The organism is Lacinutrix venerupis (genome assembly GCF_003663945.1).
Classification (GTDB): domain Bacteria; phylum Bacteroidota; class Bacteroidia; order Flavobacteriales; family Flavobacteriaceae; genus Lacinutrix; species Lacinutrix venerupis.
On the sequence record NZ_RCCH01000002.1, the window covers coordinates 1 to 19,529 of the forward strand.

Genomic DNA, 19,529 nt, shown 5'->3' on the forward strand with positions numbered 1-19,529 from the left:
CCATTATCATTAATAGTTGCTGTTCCATTGGCTGGTGTAGTAACTGCTGTGATCGTTGTTGGTTCTGTTCCTAAATCGTCGTTGTCTAATACATCGATATCTACTGGTGTATCTTCTTCTGTTGTTGCGGTATCGTCTTCTGCATCTGGTGTTGGTGTTACTGTTACCGTTACCGTTGCTGTTGACTCATTTCCATTAGCATCTGTAATTGTGTAATCGAACGTATCGGTTGGACCATCGAAGTCTGCATTTGGTGTGTAAACCACATAGTCATCACTTGGATCTGCTGGTGTACCATTATCATTGATAGTTGCTGTTCCATTGGCTGGTGTAGTAACTGCTGTGATCGTTGTTGGTTCTGTTCCTAAATCATCGTTGTCTAATACATCGATATCTACTGGTGTATCTTCTTCTGTTGTTGCGGTATCGTCTTCTGCATCTGGATTACATACAATAACAGTCTCATCAGTAGAACTTCCAGCTCCTTGTCCATTTGCTTGGTTAGCAACATTATTTGGTACACCATTAGCATCTACCGATCCGTTTAACTGTCCATTAGCTAACACTTCTGTAGCTGGAATATTTTCATCACCTTCTAAGGCATCAAAACAACCATCATTATCACTATCTACATCTAAATAATCAGGAATACCATCGTTATCGTAATCTGCTGTACAAGCTGGTGTAACTTGTGTAGTAGTAGTTGGGTTAACAAATGATTGTGTGTTAAATAAATAACCGGTATCAAACTGTCGTTTAGCAAAAGTTATATCAAATTGATCCACAAATGGCATTTGTATTCCAAACCATAAGTTTTCATCTGCAGCACCTGCAGAATTACCAGTTGAAGTTACTCTTAGAAATGAGCCAGCAGAACCAAATGAAGATGTAGTAACACTACTAGCCACTACTAAAGAAGTTGTAGTGGTCACTTCATAATCTAAGATATCAACTTTATTAAATTCAACAAGCTCACCTGGAGTTGTATCATCAATATCTTGAAACACCATATTTGCTGGTACTTCAATAAGATTATTAGTTCCGTTTATTAAAAATTCAAAATCGAAATTAGCAAAACCAGTTATCGCTGGATCTGTACTTGCTAAATATATAGGATAATAAATTATAGGTTCTCCATTTGCTGGATCAAAACTAACACCCGAAAGATCTACTTCTAAATTAGCTGGATCTGAATTCCCTAAAACTGTAATTCTTAAATCTATAGCAGTACCTTCGTATGATCCTACATTAGCATATCTTGCTGTATCACCAATATTTCCTGGATTACCACTCGCTGTATATGTTAAATCTGTAGCTTGTATTAGAATATCGACAGTTTTAGAAGGTGAACATTCGTTTACATCTAAAATACCATCATTATCATTATCTAAATCACAACCATTAGGCACTCCATCTCCATCAATATCTGCCGTATCATCGAAACCGTTACATATATCATTTGCATCAATTACTCCATCTCCATCAGAATCACATTGTCCAAATGAATCAAATTGAGTATTATCTATCGATGTCCCTGCTGTTTGTCCATTGTTAACATCAACATTATTAGGTACACCAGTTGTTAAATCTACTGCTCCATCTAATTGTCCATTAGGTAAAACATTAACTGCTTCAATATTATCACCTCCTTCAAGCGCATCAAAACAACCATCTCCATCTGAATCTGTGTCTAAACTGTCTGGCAAACCATCACCATCGGTATCTTCACAAGCAAAAGGATCTGTATAAATAAAAACTTTACCGTCCGCAGCGTCTCCTGTCGAGTTACTTATTATTCTTAATGAAGAAATATAACTACCAACAGGTCCTAAATCTGACAAACTATAAGGAGCTATTTCAATAACTTGACCATTTGAAGCTGTAACTGATGTGGTTAAATAGTTAGCTGAATTAGCTACTATAACTATTTGTGAACCTAAATAATTATTATTTATATCATAGGCCTCTATAATTGTATTATTGTTTCCTCCTCTTTCAGATATAAATAAAAAGGAATCTCCTGCTATTAATACAGGAGTATTATAAGTAAGTGTATAATAATCTGAAGGTTGAATAGCTGAATCTTGCTTTTGAAAGTGATTTAAGTTTCGGTCTTGAAAAGCATCTAGAATTAAATTATTCCAGTTAGGATTACTAATATTATCACCTGAAACACCTCCAACATTTCCATCTATATCATTAGTAACCTCGTAAATACTATTTGCATCTGTAGTTACAAAATTCTCCTCGTAACCATCTGGAACTATAAAATTTGTAATTACATTACCATTAACAACAACAGCATCTAATTCAGCAGGTCCATTACCTCCTGAACCAGTAAAGTTAAAAGTTGTGTTTGAACTATTAAATGGTCCTGTGAAACCTATTGAATAATTACATTCAATAGAATCTAAAATACCATCATTATCATCATCTAAATCTGTAACATCATCAATACCATCACCATCATTATCTGGTAATACATTTACTGTTAATGACGCTGGATTAGAAGTTGCCGATGCGTTATTACCATCTAGTACATAATCATCATTTACTGTATAAGGGATACTTGTAGTTCCTATAAAACCTGAATTAGGATTGAAAGTTACATTTCCTAAATTATCTACTGACCAGTTTCCATCTGCAGTAGTTAAAGAATTTTGGATTCCAGAAGTAGTAGGATCTAAATCTACTGTTGCTACATCAATATTTCCATCTGCATCTGCATCAGTATTAGTTACATTAAATGTTGCAGGAGTATTGATTGCAGATATATCAGAATTATCATCTGCAACAGGAACACTGTTTATAGCATTTAAAGAAACAGATAAGTTAACAGACTCTAAATTAGCTGTATTATTTCCCATATTTGCTCCTGGCGAAAGAACTATCGTTCTATCTGCTGCTGTTGCAATAAATCTTAAAACAGTTGTTTGCCAATTTACCGTATTAATAGGAGAAACATTTTGTTCAGCCTCTCCTTGGATTTGATATTGATAAAAATCAATAAATTCAGGGCTATAACTTGCAGTCGTTGAAGTAAGTGCATATATATGTAATTCATAAGTATTCCCAACTGTTAAACCAGTTATAGTCGTTGTCACACTTTCTTCAGTTGCTAAAGTACCTACATCACGCAATGTTAACCAAGTTGTGTGTCCATTTGGAGGTAATGGAAGAGGAGATGCATCCCAAGCATCATTTTCACCTAAACCAGCACCTGTACCAGCAACATTAAAACGATCAGAAATATCTGGAGTACCTCCATTATCTAACCATCCTGGTGGAACGCAATTACCGCACCTGGCACCTGCACCATCTGTAGGTGATATATTTTGCGCAGAACCAATCTGACTAAACAAAAACAATAAAACAAATACAAATAAAGTATTAATGTGTTTTAACGAAAATTGAGTAAAGTTTTACATATTAGAATGAATATATTTTATTTTTATTTTGAAAAACATAACAGCTAAAAGCTATTAATGAAGCAATTATATATAGGGAATTATTAAAAACAGTATTGTTTTTAATTTTTTGAAATTCAAGTAGTTGTAGTGTAAAGTTTTTTCCAATATATGGTTATTTAAAAAAATCAATACTTTTAAATTTATATGAAAAGAAATATCAACAATCTTATTCACACTGTAAAATTATATAAACAAATTTAATTTACATACTAAAATAAAAACAAAACAAAATTATTTTAAACTTATACGTTGTATTGAATTTATATCCGTTTAACGGTTCTTTAACAGTTAACAAATCTAGTTTTAAATTTATATTCTTTGTTTAGACATAATAATAATATGTTTAAATACTCGATAAAACACAACAAAAAACCGACTAAAAACATTAAAATATTTTTTAAAACAGATAAATCGTACAAATTTAAAAAGTAAACATAATTATTAAACTTATAATATTAGTATTAAATTAACATTATATAACATGCTTTTTTATAAACTTTAAATCTATTTTCATTAGTATTTGTATTACAACTATATTTGCCAAAAACACATTGTAATGAAATTTAAGGACGAAATAAATAGAAGAAGAACCTTTGGAATAATATCGCATCCAGATGCAGGAAAAACAACACTTACAGAAAAATTATTACTTTTTGGTGGAGCAATTAATGAAGCTGGAGCTGTAAAAAGCAATAAAATAAAAAAAGGAGCTACTAGTGATTTTATGGAGATTGAACGCCAACGTGGTATTAGTGTGGCTACTTCTGTTCTTGCATTTGAGTATGATGGGATAAAAATTAATATTTTAGATACGCCAGGTCACAAAGATTTTGCTGAAGATACTTTTAGAACCTTAACCGCTGTAGACAGTGTAATTGTGGTTATAGATGTTGCAAAAGGTGTAGAAGAGCAAACCGAAAAACTTGTTGAAGTGTGTAGAATGCGTAATATACCAATGATTGTTTTTATTAATAAAATGGATCGTGAAGGTAAAGATGCTTTTGAACTTTTAGATGAAATAGAACAAAAATTAGGACTTACAGTTACACCTTTAAGTTTTCCTATTGGAATGGGTTATGATTTTAAAGGTATATATAATATTTGGGAAAAAAATATTAATCTTTTTAGCGGAGATAGTAGGAAGAATATTGAAGAAACTATAGAAATTTCTGATTTAAATGCTTCGGAATTAGATGATTTAGTTGGTGAAAAATCTGCAAATACACTACGAGAAGAAATTGAACTTGTTGAAGGTATTTACCCGCAATTTAATAACGAAGAATATTTAAATGGTACACTACAACCAGTATTTTTTGGTTCTGCTTTAAATAGTTTTGGAGTTCGTGAACTATTAGATTGTTTCGTAGAAATAGCACCAAAACCAAGAGCTAAGCAAAGTGAAGAACGCCTGGTTAAACCTGATGAAGATAAATTTACTGGTTTTGTTTTTAAAATCCATGCTAATATGGATCCTAATCATAGAAATAGATTAGCATTTATAAAAATTGTTTCTGGTGAGTTTAAAAGAAACACACCTTATCTTCATGTTAGACATAAGAAAAAGGTTAAATTTTCTAGTCCTAATGCTTTTTTTGCTGAAAAAAAAGAAATAGTAGACATCTCTTATCCTGGTGATATTGTGGGTTTACAAGACACAGGTACTTTTAAAATTGGAGATACTTTAACTGAAGGAGAGGTTTTAAATTACAAAGGTGTACCTAGTTTCTCACCTGAACATTTTAGATACATAAATAACGCAGATCCTTTGAAATCTAAACAATTACACAAAGGTATTGATCAATTAATGGACGAAGGAGTAGCACAGTTATTTACTTTAGAACTTAACGGTAGAAAAGTTATTGGAACTGTTGGAGCATTACAATACGAAGTAATACAGTATAGATTAGAGCATGAATACGGAGCAAAATGTACTTATGAAAATTTAAATGTTTATAAAGCTTGTTGGGTAGATCCTGAAGATCCAAAAAATGAAGAGTTTAAAGAGTTTAAAAGAGTAAAACAACGTTATTTAGCTAAAGATAAGCGTGGTCAATTAGTATTTTTAGCAGATTCATCTTTTTCTTTACAAATGACACAACAAAAATATCCTACAGTAAAATTCCATTATGTTTCGGAGTTTAAATAGCTAAAATTAATTTTAAGGCGTTTTAAGGCACTTTTAACACAACCAATGCCTTATTAGTAGCCAATAAAAATAAAATTAATAATTGTACGGTTTAAATAAACACAATTTTTAATAATGATAATTTTTAATTATAAATAAAAACAATTTCAATAATTAAAAACTATTATACTCATTGTTTAAAAAAAAATCTCTAAAATTACTTAGAGATTTTTTTTACTTAAAATTTATGCTTGACCTGTTGGTCCAAAATTTAATGGAATTGGAGGTTGTTCATAATCTTTAATCTCACCATGCGTTTTTTCAAATCTTTGAACATTATCGTTTAAAGCTTTTAATAATCTTTTTGCATGTTGTGGTGTTAATATAATTCTGGATTTCACCTTACTTTTTGGAGTTCCAGGCATAATACTAACAAAATCTACTACAAACTCTGAAACAGAATGATTAATTATAGCTAAATTAGAATAGGTTCCTTCTGCTACTTTTTCGTCTAGCTCTATATTAATTTGACCTTGCTTAGGTTTGTTATCTTTATTATCTGCCATGTTTTATTTATTTTTTAAATATAAAATGATATTTTAAATAAAAAGTCCTGCTATTAAAGCAGGACTTTTAAATTATATTAAAACTATTGTTTTAATTATTGAGATTCCTACCTGCGTAGGCTATATATTAATTATAGTTAACCTCTTCTTTAGCTTGCATCATTTGATCAAACTCTTCTTTAGAACCTACAATAATATTATCGTAAGAACGCATTCCTGTTCCTGCTGGAATTCTGTGTCCTACAATTACATTTTCTTTTAATCCTTCTAAAGAGTCAACCTTACCTGCTACAGCTGCTTCATTAAGAACTTTTGTTGTTTCCTGAAACGATGCCGCAGAAATAAACGATTTAGTTTGTAACGAAGCTCTTGTAATACCTTGAAGTATAGGAGTTGCAGTAGCTGGTTGTGCGTCTCTTGCCTCAACTAATGCCTTATCTTCACGGCGTAATAAAGAGTTTTCATCTCTTAACTCGAAAGCAGTAATTATTTGACCTTCTTTTAAGTTTGTTGAATCTCCTGCGTTTTCAACTACTTTTTTACCAAAAATAGCATCATTCTCTTCAATAAAGTCTGCTTTATGAGCTAATTGATCTTCTAAGAAAATAGTATCTCCAGAGTCAATAATTCTCACTTTACGCATCATTTGTCTTACAACAACTTCAAAATGCTTGTCGTTAATTTTTACACCTTGTAAACGGTAAACTTCTTGAACTTCGTTCACTAAGTATTGTTGTACCGCTGCAGGTCCTTTTATGTTTAAGATATCGTTTGGCGTTATAGAACCATCTGATAAAGGCATACCTGCTTTAACAAAGTCGTTTTCTTGTACAAGAATTTGACTTGATAATTTAACTAAGTATTTCTTAATATCTCCTAATTTAGATTCTACAATAATCTCACGATTACCTCTCTTAATTTTTCCAAAAGAAACCACACCATCAATAGCACTTACTACTGCAGGATTAGAAGGATTACGAGCTTCAAATAATTCTGTTACTCTAGGTAAACCACCTGTAATATCACCTGCTTTAGCAGATTTACGAGGGATTTTAACTAAGACTTTACCAATCTTAACTTTTTCTCCATCATCAATCATTATGTGTGCTCCTACTGGAAGGTTGTAAGAACGAATTGCTTCTCCTTTACCATCTTCAACAATAAGTGTTGGAATTAATTTTTTATTTCTAGATTCTGAAATTACTTTTTCTTGGAAACCTGTTTGTTCATCAATTTCTACTTGATAAGTAACACCTTGCTCAATATTTTCGTATCTAACTTTTCCTGCAAATTCAGAAATAATAACTCCGTTATATGGATCCCACTCACAAACTACATCTCCAGTTTTAAGTTTATCTCCACTTTCAATAAATATAGTTGAACCGTAAGGAATGTTATTAGTACTTAAAGTAATTCCTGTTTTCTTATCTACCAATTTTAATTCAGAAGTACGAGAAATAACAATGTTTACTTCTTCTCCATCCTTATTAGTACCTTTTACAGTTTTTAATTCTTCAATTTCTGCAACTCCATCAAATTTAGCTACAAGCTTGTTTTCTTCAGAAATGTTACCTGCAATACCACCTACGTGGAATGTACGAAGTGTTAATTGTGTACCTGGTTCTCCAATAGATTGTGCTGCTACAACACCTACTGCTTCACCACGTTGTACCATTTTGTTTGTTGCTAAGTTTCTTCCGTAACATTGTGCACAGATTCCTTTCTTAGCCTCACAACTTAATGGTGAACGTACTTCTACTGAATCTACTGGTGAATTTTCAATATTTTTAGCAATATCTTCATCAATTAATTGTCCTGCTTCAACTATTAGCTCTTCAGTTAATGGGTTATAAACATCGTTTAGTGCAATACGTCCTACAACTCTTGCTCCTAAATTTTCTACAATTTCATCATTTTTCTTTAATGCTGTAACTTCTACACCTCTTAAAGTACCACAGTCTACACTGTTTACAATAACATCTTGAGAAACATCTACTAAACGACGTGTTAAATAACCTGCATCGGCAGTTTTAAGTGCGGTATCGGCAAGACCTTTACGAGCACCGTGAGTTGATATAAAGTATTCTAAAATTGAAAGCCCTTCTTTAAAGTTAGAAAGAATTGGATTCTCAATAATAGATCCTCCACCTGCAGTAGATTTTTTAGGCTTAGCCATTAATCCACGCATTCCTGTTAACTGACGAATCTGTTCTTTAGATCCACGGGCTCCAGAATCAAGCATCATAAATACTGAGTTAAATCCTTGCTGATCTTCTCTAATACGTTTCATTGACAATTCTGTCAATTCTGCATTTGTTGAAGTCCAAATATCAATTACTTGGTTATAACGTTCGTTATTGGTAATTAGTCCCATGTTATAGTTACCAGTAATACCATCAACTTTTGTGTTTGCAGCATCAATCATAGATTGCTTTTCTGGCGGGATAATAATATCTCCTAAACTAAATGATAATCCACCTTTAAAGGCAAATAAATATCCTAAAGTTTTAATTTCATCTAAGAAAGCAGCTGTTTCTGGAACACTAGTTACTTTTAATATTTCACCAATAATATCTCTTAAAGATTTCTTAGTTAGTACTTGGTTTATATAACCTGCGGCAGCCGGTACTTTTTCATTAAAAAGTACTCGTCCTGTAGTGGTTTCAATAATTTGTGGTACTAATTCTCCTTCTTCATTAAAATCAATAGTACGAACTTTAATTTGTGCATTTAAATCTACACGTTTTTCGTTATAAGCTATTGTTACTTCTTCTGAAGAATAAAAAGTTAAACCTTCTCCTTTAACTGGTACTTCTGGTGTTGAAGTACGTAATTTAGTCATGTAATAAAGACCAAGTACCATATCCTGAGATGGTACTGTTACTGGAGCACCATTTGCTGGATTCAAAATGTTATGAGAAGCCAACATTAAAAGTTGACATTCTAATATAGCTTCTGGTCCTAATGGTAAGTGCACTGCCATTTGATCTCCATCAAAATCGGCATTAAATGCGGCACATGCTAATGGGTGTAACTGTATTGCTTTCCCTTCAATTAATTTTGGTTGGAATGCTTGTATACCTAATCTGTGAAGCGTAGGCGCACGGTTTAGTAATACTGGATGTCCTTTAAGAACATTTTCCAAAATATCCCAAACCACAGGCTCTTTTTTATCTATAATTTTCTTTGCAGACTTTACAGTTTTTACAATTCCTCTTTCAATTAATTTACGAATAATGAAAGGTTTATATAATTCTGCTGCCATATTTTTAGGCAGTCCACATTCAAATAATTTTAATTCTGGTCCAACAACAATTACAGAACGTGCAGAATAATCAACACGCTTACCTAATAAATTTTGACGGAAACGTCCTTGCTTACCTTTAAGTGAATCTGATAACGACTTTAAAGGTCTATTAGAATCTGTTTTTACAGCTGAAGATTTACGTGTGTTATCTAATAAAGAATCTACAGACTCTTGTAACATACGCTTCTCGTTACGTAAAATAACTTCTGGTGCTTTTATTTCAACTAATCTTTTAAGACGGTTGTTTCTAATAATTACACGGCGGTATAAATCATTTAAATCTGAAGTTGCAAAACGACCACCATCTAAAGGCACTAAAGGTCTTAATTCTGGTGGAATAATTGGTACAACTTTTAAAATCATCCATTCTGGACGGTTTTCTCTATTTAAATTAGACTCACGTAAAGCTTCTACAACTTGTAGACGCTTTAATGCTTCTGTTTTACGTTGTTTTGATGTTTCTGTATTTGCTTTATGACGTAATTGGAAAGATAAAGAATCTAAATCTATACGTGCTAATAAATCAATAAGACACTCGGCTCCCATTTTAGCAATAAACTTATTTGGGTCTGTATCTTCTAAGTAATTATTATCCTGCGGAAGTGTTTCAAGAATATTTAAGTATTCTTCTTCTGTTAAGAAATCCATTTTTTGTAATGGTTCTCCTTCTGCATTTTTAGCATTACCTGCTTGAATTACTACATAACGTTCGTAGTAAATTATCATATCTAATTTCTTAGATGGTAAGCCTAATAAGTATCCTATTTTGTTTGGTAAAGAACGGAAATACCAAATATGTGCAACAGGAACAACTAAATTAATGTGCCCAACTCTGTCACGACGTACTTTCTTTTCTGTTACTTCTACACCACAACGGTCACAAACAATACCTTTGTAGCGAATTCTTTTATATTTACCACAAGCACATTCGTAGTCTTTTACAGGACCAAAAATACGCTCACAGAATAAACCATCTCTTTCTGGTTTATGTGTACGATAATTAATAGTTTCTGGCTTTAAAACTTCACCTCTTGATTCTGCTAAAATAGACTCTGGTGATGCTAAACCAATTGAGATTTTGTTAAATCTCTGTACTGTATTCTTATCTTGCTTTCTTGCCATTTTTTTATAGTTTTCAGTATTCAGTATTCAGTCGCAGTAAACCTGCTGACTGAACACTGTAAACTATTTTTATTCCTCTAATCTAATGTCTAATCCTAACCCTTTTAATTCGTGCATAAGTACGTTAAAAGATTCTGGTAATCCTGGATCTGGCATTGGTTCACCTTTTACGATAGCTTCGTAAGTTTTAGCTCTACCAACTACATCATCAGATTTTACTGTTAAGATTTCTCTAAGCGTACTTGAAGCTCCATATGCCTCAAGTGCCCATACTTCCATCTCACCAAAACGCTGACCACCAAATTGTGCTTTACCTCCTAATGGTTGTTGAGTAATTAATGAGTATGGTCCAATAGAACGTGCGTGCATCTTATCATCTACCATATGCCCTAATTTAAGCATGTAGATTACACCAACTGTTGCTGGCTGATCGAAACGCTCTCCTGTTCCTCCATCGTATAAGTATGTATGACCGTATCTTGGAATTCCAGCTTCATCTGTTAATTCGTTAATTTGGTCTATAGTAGCTCCATCGAATATTGGTGTTGCAAAAGTACGACCAAGATCTTGTCCAGCCCATCCTAATACTGTTTCATAAATTTGTCCAATATTCATACGTGATGGTACACCTAATGGATTTAATACGATATCTACTGGAGTTCCATCTTCTAGGAAAGGCATATCTTCTTGACGTACAATACGTGCAACAATACCTTTGTTTCCGTGACGTCCTGCCATTTTATCACCAACTTTTAGTTTACGTTTTTTAGCAATGTAAACTTTAGCTAATTTAATGATACCTGCTGGTAATTCATCTCCTACAGAAATTGTAAACTTCTCACGACGTAAAGAACCTTGTAAGTCGTTTTCTTTAATCTTATAGTTATGAATTAAATCTGCAACTAATTTATTTGTGTGCTCATCTGTTGTCCAAGTTCCACCAGTTAAGTGCGTATAATCATCAACAGCATTTAACATTTTAAGTGTGAATTTTTTACCTTTTGGTAAAACTTCTTCTCCTAAATCGTTAAATATACCTTGAGAGGTTTTTCCGTTTACAATTGTGAAAAGTTTTTCAACTAATACTGCTTGTAAAGCATCAAATTTAGAATTATAGATACCTTCTAATTGAGCGATATCTTCTTTATCTTGAGCTCTTTTACGTTTGTCTTTAATAGCACGAGCAAATAACTTTTTGTTAATTACTACACCGTGTAATGAAGGAGATGCTTTTAATGAAGCGTCTTTTACATCACCCGCTTTATCTCCAAAGATAGCGCGTAATAATTTCTCTTCCGGTGTTGGATCGCTTTCACCTTTAGGAGTAATCTTACCTATTAATATATCTCCAGGTTTAACTTCTGCTCCAATACGGATCATTCCGTTTTCATCTAAATCTTTTGTTGCTTCTTCAGATACGTTAGGAATATCATTAGTTAACTCTTCGTTACCTAATTTTGTATCTCTAACATCTAATGAATACTCATCAATATGAATAGATGTAAAAATATCTTCACGAACAACTTTTTCTGAAATTACAATGGCATCCTCAAAGTTATATCCTTTCCAAGGCATGAAGGCTACTTTCATATTTCTTCCTAAAGCTAACTCCCCTTTTTGAGTTGCATAACCTTCAGATAAAACTTGTCCTTTTTTTACTTTATCACCTTTCTTTACGATTGGTTTTAAGTTAATAGATGTTCCTTGGTTTGTTTTTCTAAATTTTACTAAAGGATATCTTGTAATATCACTATCGAAACTTACTTTAGCTTCATCATCGCTTCGCTCGTATTTAATTACGATTTCGTTAGCGTCTACGTATTCTACAACACCTTCTCCTTCTGCATTAATTAATACTCTAGAGTCTGATGCAACTTGTCTTTCTAATCCTGTTCCAACAATTGGTGCTTGAGGGCGTAATAATGGTACGGCTTGACGCATCATGTTAGATCCCATTAATGCACGGTTGGCATCATCATGCTCTAAGAAAGGAATTAAAGAAGCTGAAATAGATGAAATTTGGTTTGGTGCAACATCTGTATAATGAATATCTTTTGGATCCATTACCGGAAAATCACCTTCCATACGAGCAATTACCTTGTCGTGTAAAATTTTACCTTCGTCATCAACTTTTACAGTTGCTTGCGCTATTAATTTTTCTTCTTCTTCTTCTGCACTTAAATATGTAGGTGTTCCTTTAATATCTACAACACCATCTGTTACTTTTCTATATGGTGTTTCAATGAATCCCATAGAATTCACTTTTGCATATACAGATAAAGATGAAATTAATCCAATGTTTGGTCCCTCAGGAGTTTCAATTGGACAAAGTCTTCCATAGTGAGTGTAGTGTACATCACGTACTTCGAAACCAGCTCTCTCTCTAGATAAACCTCCTGGTCCTAATGCTGATAAACGACGCTTGTGCGTAATTTCTGCAAGTGGATTGGTTTGATCCATAAATTGAGATAATTGGTTTGTACCAAAGAAAGAATTAATTACAGACGATAATGTCTTTGCATTAATTAAATCGATTGGTGTAAAAACCTCGTTATCACGAACGTTCATACGTTCACGAATAGTACGAGCCATACGTGCTAAACCAACACCAAATTGAGAAGATAATTGTTCTCCTACTGTACGTACACGACGGTTAGATAAGTGATCAATATCATCAATCTCTGCTTTAGAGTTTATTAACTCAATTAAATATTTTATAATAGTTATAATATCTTCTTTGGTAAGTACTTGCTTATCCATTCCGATATCTAACTGTAATTTTTTATTCATTCTATAACGTCCTACTTCTCCTAAAGAGTAACGTTGGTCACTAAAGAATAATTTATCTATAATACCACGTGCTGTTTCCTCATCTGGCGGCTCAGCATTACGTAGTTGTCTATAAATATGCTCTACTGCTTCTTTTTCAGAGTTTGTTGGATCTTTTTGAAGCGTATTATGTATAATTGCGTAATCTCCTTGTTGAGCACTTTCTTTATGTAAAAGAATAGTTTTTACTCCAATTTCAAGAATTTCTTCAATATTGTCTTTATCTAATTCTGTATCACGATCTAATACAATTTCGTTACGCTCTATAGATACAACTTCTCCTGTATCTTCATCAACGAAATCTTCATGCCATGTATTTAATACACGAGCAGCAAGTTTACGACCTAATACTTTTTTTAATCCAGATTTTGATACTTTAACCTCTTCCGCAAGATCAAATATTTCTAAAATATCTTTATCTCTTTCAAAACCTATAGCTCTAAATAGAGTAGTTACAGGTAATTTTTTCTTTCTATCGATGTAAGCATACATCACTTGATTGATATCCGTAGCGAATTCTATCCAAGATCCTTTAAATGGAATTACTCTTGCTGAATATAATTTTGTTCCATTTGCATGGAATGATTGACCAAAAAATACTCCTGGTGATCTATGTAATTGAGATACTACAACACGTTCTGCACCATTGATACAAAATGTACCAGAAGGTGTCATATAAGGTATTGTTCCTAAGTACACATCTTGAACAATGGTCTCGAAATCTTCATGTTCAGGGTCTGTACAGTATAGTTTTAACCTTGCTTTTAATGGAACGCTATACGTAAGTCCTCTTTCTATACACTCTTCAATAGCATATCTTGGTGGGTCGACAAAGTAATCTAAGAATTCTAAAACGAATTGATTACGAGTATCTGTGATTGGAAAGTTCTCCATGAAGGTATTATACAATCCTTCATTACCTCTTTCTTCAGATTTTGTTTCAAGTTGGAAAAAATCCTGAAAGGATTTTATTTGAATATCCATAAAATCTGGATATTCAGTTCTATTAATAATAGACGAGAAATTTAATCTTTCAGCTTGTGTTACTAACATCAATGGACGAAATTTTGATTAAAAAAAAATACTTGTTTATAGGTATTACCTATATACGACAAATGGTCTAGGTCTTTGAGAGCATTCTCAAGACCTAAACCTTTGTAAAAATTATTGGTAATGCTTACTTAAGCTCTACCTCTGCTCCTGCCTCTTCTAACTGAGTTTTAAGAGCTTCTGCTTCATCTTTAGAAACAGCTTCTTTGATTGCACTTGGTGCATCATCAACTAAACCTTTAGCTTCTTTTAATCCTAAACCAGTTAATTCTTTAACTAATTTTACAACAGCTAACTTAGCGCTACCTGGTGCTTTTAAGATTACATCAAATTCAGTTTGAGCTTCAGCAGCGTCTCCACCACCAGCAGCTGGTCCTGCCATAGCTACTGCAGCAGCAGCAGGCTCGATACCATATTCATCTTTTAATATAGTTGCTAACTCATTTACTTCTTTTACTGTAAGGTTAACTAATTGTTCTGCGAAATCTTTTAAATCTGCCATTTTGTAATAATTTTTAATTTTTAATATTTAAGTATAAAGTGCGTACTAGTGAAATTATCCCTCTTTTTGAGATAATGTTTTAAGAATTCCTGAAAGTTTTCCTCCACTAGATTTAAGTGCAGAAACAACATTCTTAGCAGGAGATTGTAATAATCCAATAATATCTCCAATTAATTCTTCTTTAGATTTAATATCAACTAACATATCTAGTTGATCATCTCCTATATAAACTGTTTCCTCAATAAAAGCTCCTTTTAATAAAGGTTTTTCAGATTTTTTACGGAAATTCTTAATTACTTTTGCTGGAGCATTTCCAGTTTCAGAATACATCACTGATGTATTTCCTTTAAGCGTTGATGGTAAGTCTCCAAAATCTTTATCTGAAGCTTCCATTGCTTTTTCAAGTAATGTGTTTTTTACTACTGCTAATTTTACATTTGCTTTAAAACAAGCACGACGTAAATCTGAAGTACTACCTGCGTTTAAACCTGATATATCAGCTAAATAAATATTAGCATTATCTGCTAATTGTGCAGTTAATTCTTCTATAACTTGTGATTTTTCTTCTCTTGTCATGATATAAAGTATTTAACTACTAACCGATTTTTGTATCAACTGCAATACTAGGACTCATTGTAGACGACATAAAAATGCTTTTTACATAAACTCCTTTAGCTGCTGTTGGCTTCAGTTTTAATAATGTTGTTAATAATTCGTTTGCGTTACCTGCAATTTTATCAGCACTAAAAGATGCTTTTCCAATAGCAGCGTGAACAATACCAGTTTTATCAACTTTAAAATCAATTTTACCAGCTTTCACTTCTGTAACAGCTTTTGCAACATCCATAGTTACAGTACCTGTCTTTGGGTTAGGCATTAAACCACGAGGACCTAATACACGTCCTAATGGACCTAATTTACCCATTACACTAGGCATAGTAATAATTACGTCTACGTCTGTCCAACCACCTTTAATTTTATCAAGGTACTCATCTAAACCAACGAAATCTGCTCCAGCTTCTTTTGCTTCTGCTTCTTTATCTGGAGTTACTAATGCTAATACTTTTACATCTTTACCTGTACCATGTGGAAGAGAAACAACTCCTCTAACCATTTGGTTTGCTTTTCTAGGATCTACTCCTAAACGTACCGCTAAATCTACTGAAGCATCAAATTTTGTGTTTGATATTTCTTTTATCAGTGCTGAAGCTTCTTGTAAAGAATATAATTTATCCTTTTCTATCTTAGCAACAGCCTCTTTACGTTTCTTTGTTAATTTTGCCATTTTAAAATCTTTTTAGGTTAATTAGGTGCTTCTCCACCTTTAACTGTTATACCCATAGATCTTGCTGTTCCTGCGATCATTTTCATTGCTGATTCGATTTCAAAGGCATTTAAATCTACCATTTTATCTTCTGCAATTGTTTTAATTTGATCCCAAGTTACCTTAGCTACTTTACGTACATGAGGTTCACCTGATCCTTTTTTTACTTTGGCCGCTTCTAATAATTGAACTGCAGCTGGAGGAGTTTTGATTACAAAGTCAAATGATTTGTCTTTGTAAACAGAAATCACAACTGGTAAAACCTTACCAGCTTTATCTTGAGTTCTAGCATTAAATTGCTTACAGAACTCCATGATATTAACACCAGCAGCACCTAAAGCGGGTCCAACCGGTGGCGACGGATTCGCTGCACCTCCCCTTACTTGTAATTTGACTACTTTGCCTAATTCTTTTGCCATTTTAAATAATTTAGTTTCATATTAAGTCTATAGTTGAAGCTGACTTAATACTTTCTTTATTGTTGTAACAATTATTAAATTTTCTCTACTTGCATGTAACTTAATTCTAACGGTGTTTTTCTTCCGAAAATCTTAACCATTACTTCAAGTTTACGTTTTTCTTCATTAATATTTTCAATAGTACCATCAAAACCATTAAAAGGACCGTCTATAACTTTAACAGTTTCACCTTTTGTAAATGGAATAGCTACACTTGTATCTATATCTACTGATAATTCGTCTACTTTACCTAACATTCTATTAACTTCTGATTGTCTTAACGGTAAAGGATCTCCTCCTTTAGTAGCTCCTAGAAAGCCTATTACATTAGTTATTGATTTTATGATATGAGGAACTTCACCTGTAAGGTTTGCCTTAATCATTATATAACCACTGAAATATACTTTCTCTTTATTTATTTTTTTTCCGTTTCTTATTTGTACTACGTTTTCTGTAGGCACCAATACTTGCTCAACATAATCTTGTAAACCTAAACGAGCAATTTCATTCTCTATATAAGTTTTAATTTTATTTTCTTGACCACTTACTGCCCTTACAACGTACCACTTTTTTTCTCCTACTTCAGCCATAAACTTTATACTAACTTATTAATTTAAAGTACTCGGCAATAACCTTACTGAAAACAGTATCAACTCCCCAAATTGCTAAAGAGAATATGATTGAAAAAACAGCAACCAATATTGTTAACCTTTGCACTTCTGGCCAAGGTGTCCAAGTCACATTATTTTTCAACTCACCAAATGATTCTTTAATATAATTTACTATTCCAGCCATTTTTAATCTTTATTTTATAAAAAATATATTTCTATATTTTTCAAATTTATTTTAGTTACAAAGTGTTATTAAAACTCTTTACAACTATAAGCACGGGTTGAGAGACTCGAACTCCCGACACCTGGTTTTGGAGACCAGTGCTCTACCAACTGAGCTAAACCCGTAAATATAAGTCAAGGTGCCACGAAAACGAGACACCTTAACTCTATATTTATTAGACTAAATCTTAATCTAAGATTTCAGTTACCTGACCTGCTCCAACTGTTCTTCCTCCTTCACGGATAGCGAAACGAAGACCAACATTCATCGCAATTGTATTGATAAGCTCAACAGTAATTGTTAAGTTATCTCCTGGCATAACCATCTCAACTCCATCAGGAAGTGCAATGTTACCAGTTACATCAGTTGTACGTACGTAGAACTGTGGACGGTAGTTATTATGGAATGGAGTGTGACGTCCACCTTCTTCTTTTTTAAGGATATAAACCTCAGCTTTAAATTTAGCGTGTGGTGTTACAGAACCTGGCTTTGTAATAACCATACCTCTAGAAATTTGAGACTTCTCAATACCTCTTAATAAGATACCAGCGTTATCACCAGCTTCACCTCTATCTAATATTTGACGGAACATTTCAATTCCTGTAATAGTAGAAGTTAATTTCTCTGCACCCATACCGATAATCTCAACAGGATCTCCAGTGTTAGCAATACCAGTCTCAATACGACCAGTTGCTACTGTACCACGTCCAGTAATAGAGAATACATCTTCAATAGGCATTAAGAAATCTTTATCAACCTCTCTTAATGGCTCTTCAATCCAGTTATCAACAGCTTCCATCAATTCCATTACAGTATCAACCCATTTTTGCTCACCATTTAAAGCTCCTAAAGCAGAACCAGATATTACAGGCCCATTATCTCCATCATACTCGTAGAAAGACAATAATTCACGAACCTCCATATCTACTAACTCTAATAACTCCTCATCATCAACCATATCCACTTTATTTAAGAATACAACGATTCTTGGGATACCTACCTGACGACCTAATAAGATGTGCTCACGAGTTTGTGGCATAGGACCATCAGTCGCAGCTACAACTAATATAGCACCATCCATTTGTGCAGCACCCGTTACCATGTTCTTTACATAATCGGCGTGACCTGGACAATCTACGTGTGCGTAGTGACGGTTAGCTGTTTGATACTCTACGTGTGAAGTATTAATTGTAATACCTCTTTCTTTTTCTTCTGGAGCGTTATCGATAGTATCGAAATCTCTTGCTTCTGATAAACCTGCATCAGCTAATACTTTAGTAATAGCAGCAGTTAAAGTTGTTTTACCGTGATCTACGTGTCCAATTGTACCAATATTTAAGTGTGGTTTTGAACGATCGAAAGTTGCCTTTGCCATGTTTTAAATAATTTAATCTTAGTTATATAATAATATTAGTGTTCAAATTTTTGTTTTCTAAAAAATCGAGCCAATGACGGGAATTGAACCCGTGACCTCTTCCTTACCAAGGAAACGCTCTACCTCTGAGCTACACCGGCTAAATATTAGAGCGAGAGACCGGGTTCGAACCGGCGACATTCAGCTTGGAAGGCTGACGCTCTACCAACTGAGCTACTCTCGCAATTATTTAAATTCTCAAATTTAAAACTTACATTTCTTGGTAAAAATGTGGGGAGAGCAGGATTCGAACCTGCGAAGACGTAGTCAGCAGATTTACAGTCTGCCCTCGTTGGCCGCTTGAGTATCTCCCCAATTTTAAATTTTATCAATCTTTTAAAGAACTTTAAAAAAGCTTTTAAACCTTCTTAATTTTAAGAGCCGATGGAGGGACTCGAACCCACGACCTGCTGATTACAAATCAGCTGCTCTAGCCAGCTGAGCTACATCGGCTTTTTATTCTTTTTTTACGAATAAAAAAAGCCCGCTATTTCTAACGGACTGCAAATGTATATATTTATTTAGTTA

12 protein-coding genes and 5 tRNA genes are annotated in these 19,529 nt (G+C 33.2%); 1 reads left to right on the top strand and 16 read right to left on the bottom strand.

The features are described 5' to 3' along the window. The coding region (locus CLV86_RS02775; RefSeq protein WP_170148506.1) for an Ig-like domain-containing protein at positions 1-3,362 on the bottom strand (3,362 nt) is incomplete at its 3' end. A 664-nt stretch (positions 3,363-4,026) separates the two neighbouring features. On the opposite strand from CLV86_RS02775, the gene CLV86_RS02780 reads away from it, so the two are divergent. Further along, a complete protein-coding gene (locus tag CLV86_RS02780; RefSeq protein WP_121049437.1) occupies positions 4,027-5,616 on the top strand; it encodes a peptide chain release factor 3 in 1,590 nt (529 codons plus the stop codon). A gap of 224 nt (positions 5,617-5,840) precedes the next feature. Here the strand turns inward: CLV86_RS02780 and CLV86_RS02785 are convergent, their stop codons facing one another. From CLV86_RS02785 to CLV86_RS02855, 15 genes are all read right to left on the bottom strand, one after another. Then, complete coding sequence (locus tag CLV86_RS02785) at positions 5,841-6,161, bottom strand: DUF3467 domain-containing protein (protein WP_076733795.1); 321 nt, start codon at positions 6,159-6,161, stop codon at positions 5,841-5,843. A gap of 127 nt (positions 6,162-6,288) precedes the next feature. Further along, the gene (rpoC, locus tag CLV86_RS02790; protein ID WP_121049440.1) at positions 6,289-10,590 is read right to left on the bottom strand and encodes a DNA-directed RNA polymerase subunit beta'; all 4,302 of its coding nucleotides are present in this window, start codon (positions 10,588-10,590) and stop codon (positions 6,289-6,291) included. A 69-nt stretch (positions 10,591-10,659) separates the two neighbouring features. Then, the gene (gene rpoB, locus CLV86_RS02795) at positions 10,660-14,472 is read right to left on the bottom strand and encodes a DNA-directed RNA polymerase subunit beta (RefSeq protein WP_076733797.1); all 3,813 of its coding nucleotides are present in this window, start codon (positions 14,470-14,472) and stop codon (positions 10,660-10,662) included. A gap of 124 nt (positions 14,473-14,596) precedes the next feature. Further along, complete coding sequence (gene rplL, locus CLV86_RS02800) at positions 14,597-14,971, bottom strand: 50S ribosomal protein L7/L12 (RefSeq protein WP_076733798.1); 375 nt, start codon at positions 14,969-14,971, stop codon at positions 14,597-14,599. Positions 14,972-15,025: 54 nt separating this feature from the next. Next, a complete protein-coding gene (rplJ, locus tag CLV86_RS02805) occupies positions 15,026-15,547 on the bottom strand; it encodes a 50S ribosomal protein L10 (RefSeq protein ID WP_076733799.1) in 522 nt (173 codons plus the stop codon). 19 nt (positions 15,548-15,566) lie between these two features. Further along, complete coding sequence (gene rplA, locus CLV86_RS02810) at positions 15,567-16,256, bottom strand: 50S ribosomal protein L1 (protein WP_076733800.1); 690 nt, start codon at positions 16,254-16,256, stop codon at positions 15,567-15,569. A gap of 17 nt (positions 16,257-16,273) precedes the next feature. Further along, entirely contained in the window at positions 16,274-16,714 is a 441-nt protein-coding gene (rplK, locus tag CLV86_RS02815) for a 50S ribosomal protein L11 (RefSeq protein WP_076733801.1), read from the bottom strand. A 74-nt stretch (positions 16,715-16,788) separates the two neighbouring features. Next, positions 16,789-17,343 carry a transcription termination/antitermination protein NusG gene (nusG, locus tag CLV86_RS02820; RefSeq protein ID WP_076733802.1) on the bottom strand — a complete coding sequence of 185 codons (555 nt, stop codon included), beginning with the start codon at positions 17,341-17,343 and terminating at the stop codon, positions 16,789-16,791. 10 nt (positions 17,344-17,353) lie between these two features. Then, the gene (secE, locus tag CLV86_RS02825; RefSeq protein WP_076733803.1) at positions 17,354-17,548 is read right to left on the bottom strand and encodes a preprotein translocase subunit SecE; all 195 of its coding nucleotides are present in this window, start codon (positions 17,546-17,548) and stop codon (positions 17,354-17,356) included. A gap of 91 nt (positions 17,549-17,639) precedes the next feature. Beyond that, positions 17,640-17,712, bottom strand: a tRNA-Trp gene (locus tag CLV86_RS02830). Between the two features lie 62 nt (positions 17,713-17,774). Then, positions 17,775-18,962 (bottom strand): elongation factor Tu, encoded by a 1,188-nt coding sequence (gene tuf / locus CLV86_RS02835; RefSeq protein ID WP_076733804.1) that lies wholly within the window; start codon positions 18,960-18,962, stop codon positions 17,775-17,777. 68 nt (positions 18,963-19,030) lie between these two features. Next, positions 19,031-19,102, bottom strand: a tRNA-Thr gene (locus CLV86_RS02840). Between the two features lie 10 nt (positions 19,103-19,112). Further along, a tRNA-Gly gene (locus CLV86_RS02845) sits at positions 19,113-19,185 on the bottom strand. Between the two features lie 48 nt (positions 19,186-19,233). Beyond that, a tRNA-Tyr gene (locus CLV86_RS02850) sits at positions 19,234-19,315 on the bottom strand. A gap of 65 nt (positions 19,316-19,380) precedes the next feature. Further along, positions 19,381-19,454, bottom strand: a tRNA-Thr gene (locus tag CLV86_RS02855). Positions 19,455-19,529: the final 75 nt, after the last annotated feature.

What these genes read in the sequence shown, in the direction of transcription:
- rplL (WP_076733798.1), bottom strand. Translation starts at nt 14,971, where the DNA reads ATGGCAGATTTAAAAGATTTCGCAGAACAATTAGTTAACCTTACAGTA.
- CLV86_RS02785 (WP_076733795.1), bottom strand. Translation starts at nt 6,161, where the DNA reads ATGGCAGATAATAAAGATAACAAACCTAAGCAAGGTCAAATTAATATA.
- rplK (WP_076733801.1), bottom strand. Translation starts at nt 16,714, where the DNA reads ATGGCAAAAGAATTAGGCAAAGTAGTCAAATTACAAGTAAGGGGAGGT.
- rpoC (WP_121049440.1), bottom strand. Translation starts at nt 10,590, where the DNA reads ATGGCAAGAAAGCAAGATAAGAATACAGTACAGAGATTTAACAAAATC.
- rpoB (WP_076733797.1), bottom strand. Translation starts at nt 14,472, where the DNA reads ATGTTAGTAACACAAGCTGAAAGATTAAATTTCTCGTCTATTATTAAT.
- rplA (WP_076733800.1), bottom strand. Translation starts at nt 16,256, where the DNA reads ATGGCAAAATTAACAAAGAAACGTAAAGAGGCTGTTGCTAAGATAGAA.
- CLV86_RS02780 (WP_121049437.1), top strand. Translation starts at nt 4,027, where the DNA reads ATGAAATTTAAGGACGAAATAAATAGAAGAAGAACCTTTGGAATAATA.
- secE (WP_076733803.1), bottom strand. Translation starts at nt 17,548, where the DNA reads ATGGCTGGAATAGTAAATTATATTAAAGAATCATTTGGTGAGTTGAAA.
- tuf (WP_076733804.1), bottom strand. Translation starts at nt 18,962, where the DNA reads ATGGCAAAGGCAACTTTCGATCGTTCAAAACCACACTTAAATATTGGT.
- nusG (WP_076733802.1), bottom strand. Translation starts at nt 17,343, where the DNA reads ATGGCTGAAGTAGGAGAAAAAAAGTGGTACGTTGTAAGGGCAGTAAGT.
- rplJ (WP_076733799.1), bottom strand. Translation starts at nt 15,547, where the DNA reads ATGACAAGAGAAGAAAAATCACAAGTTATAGAAGAATTAACTGCACAA.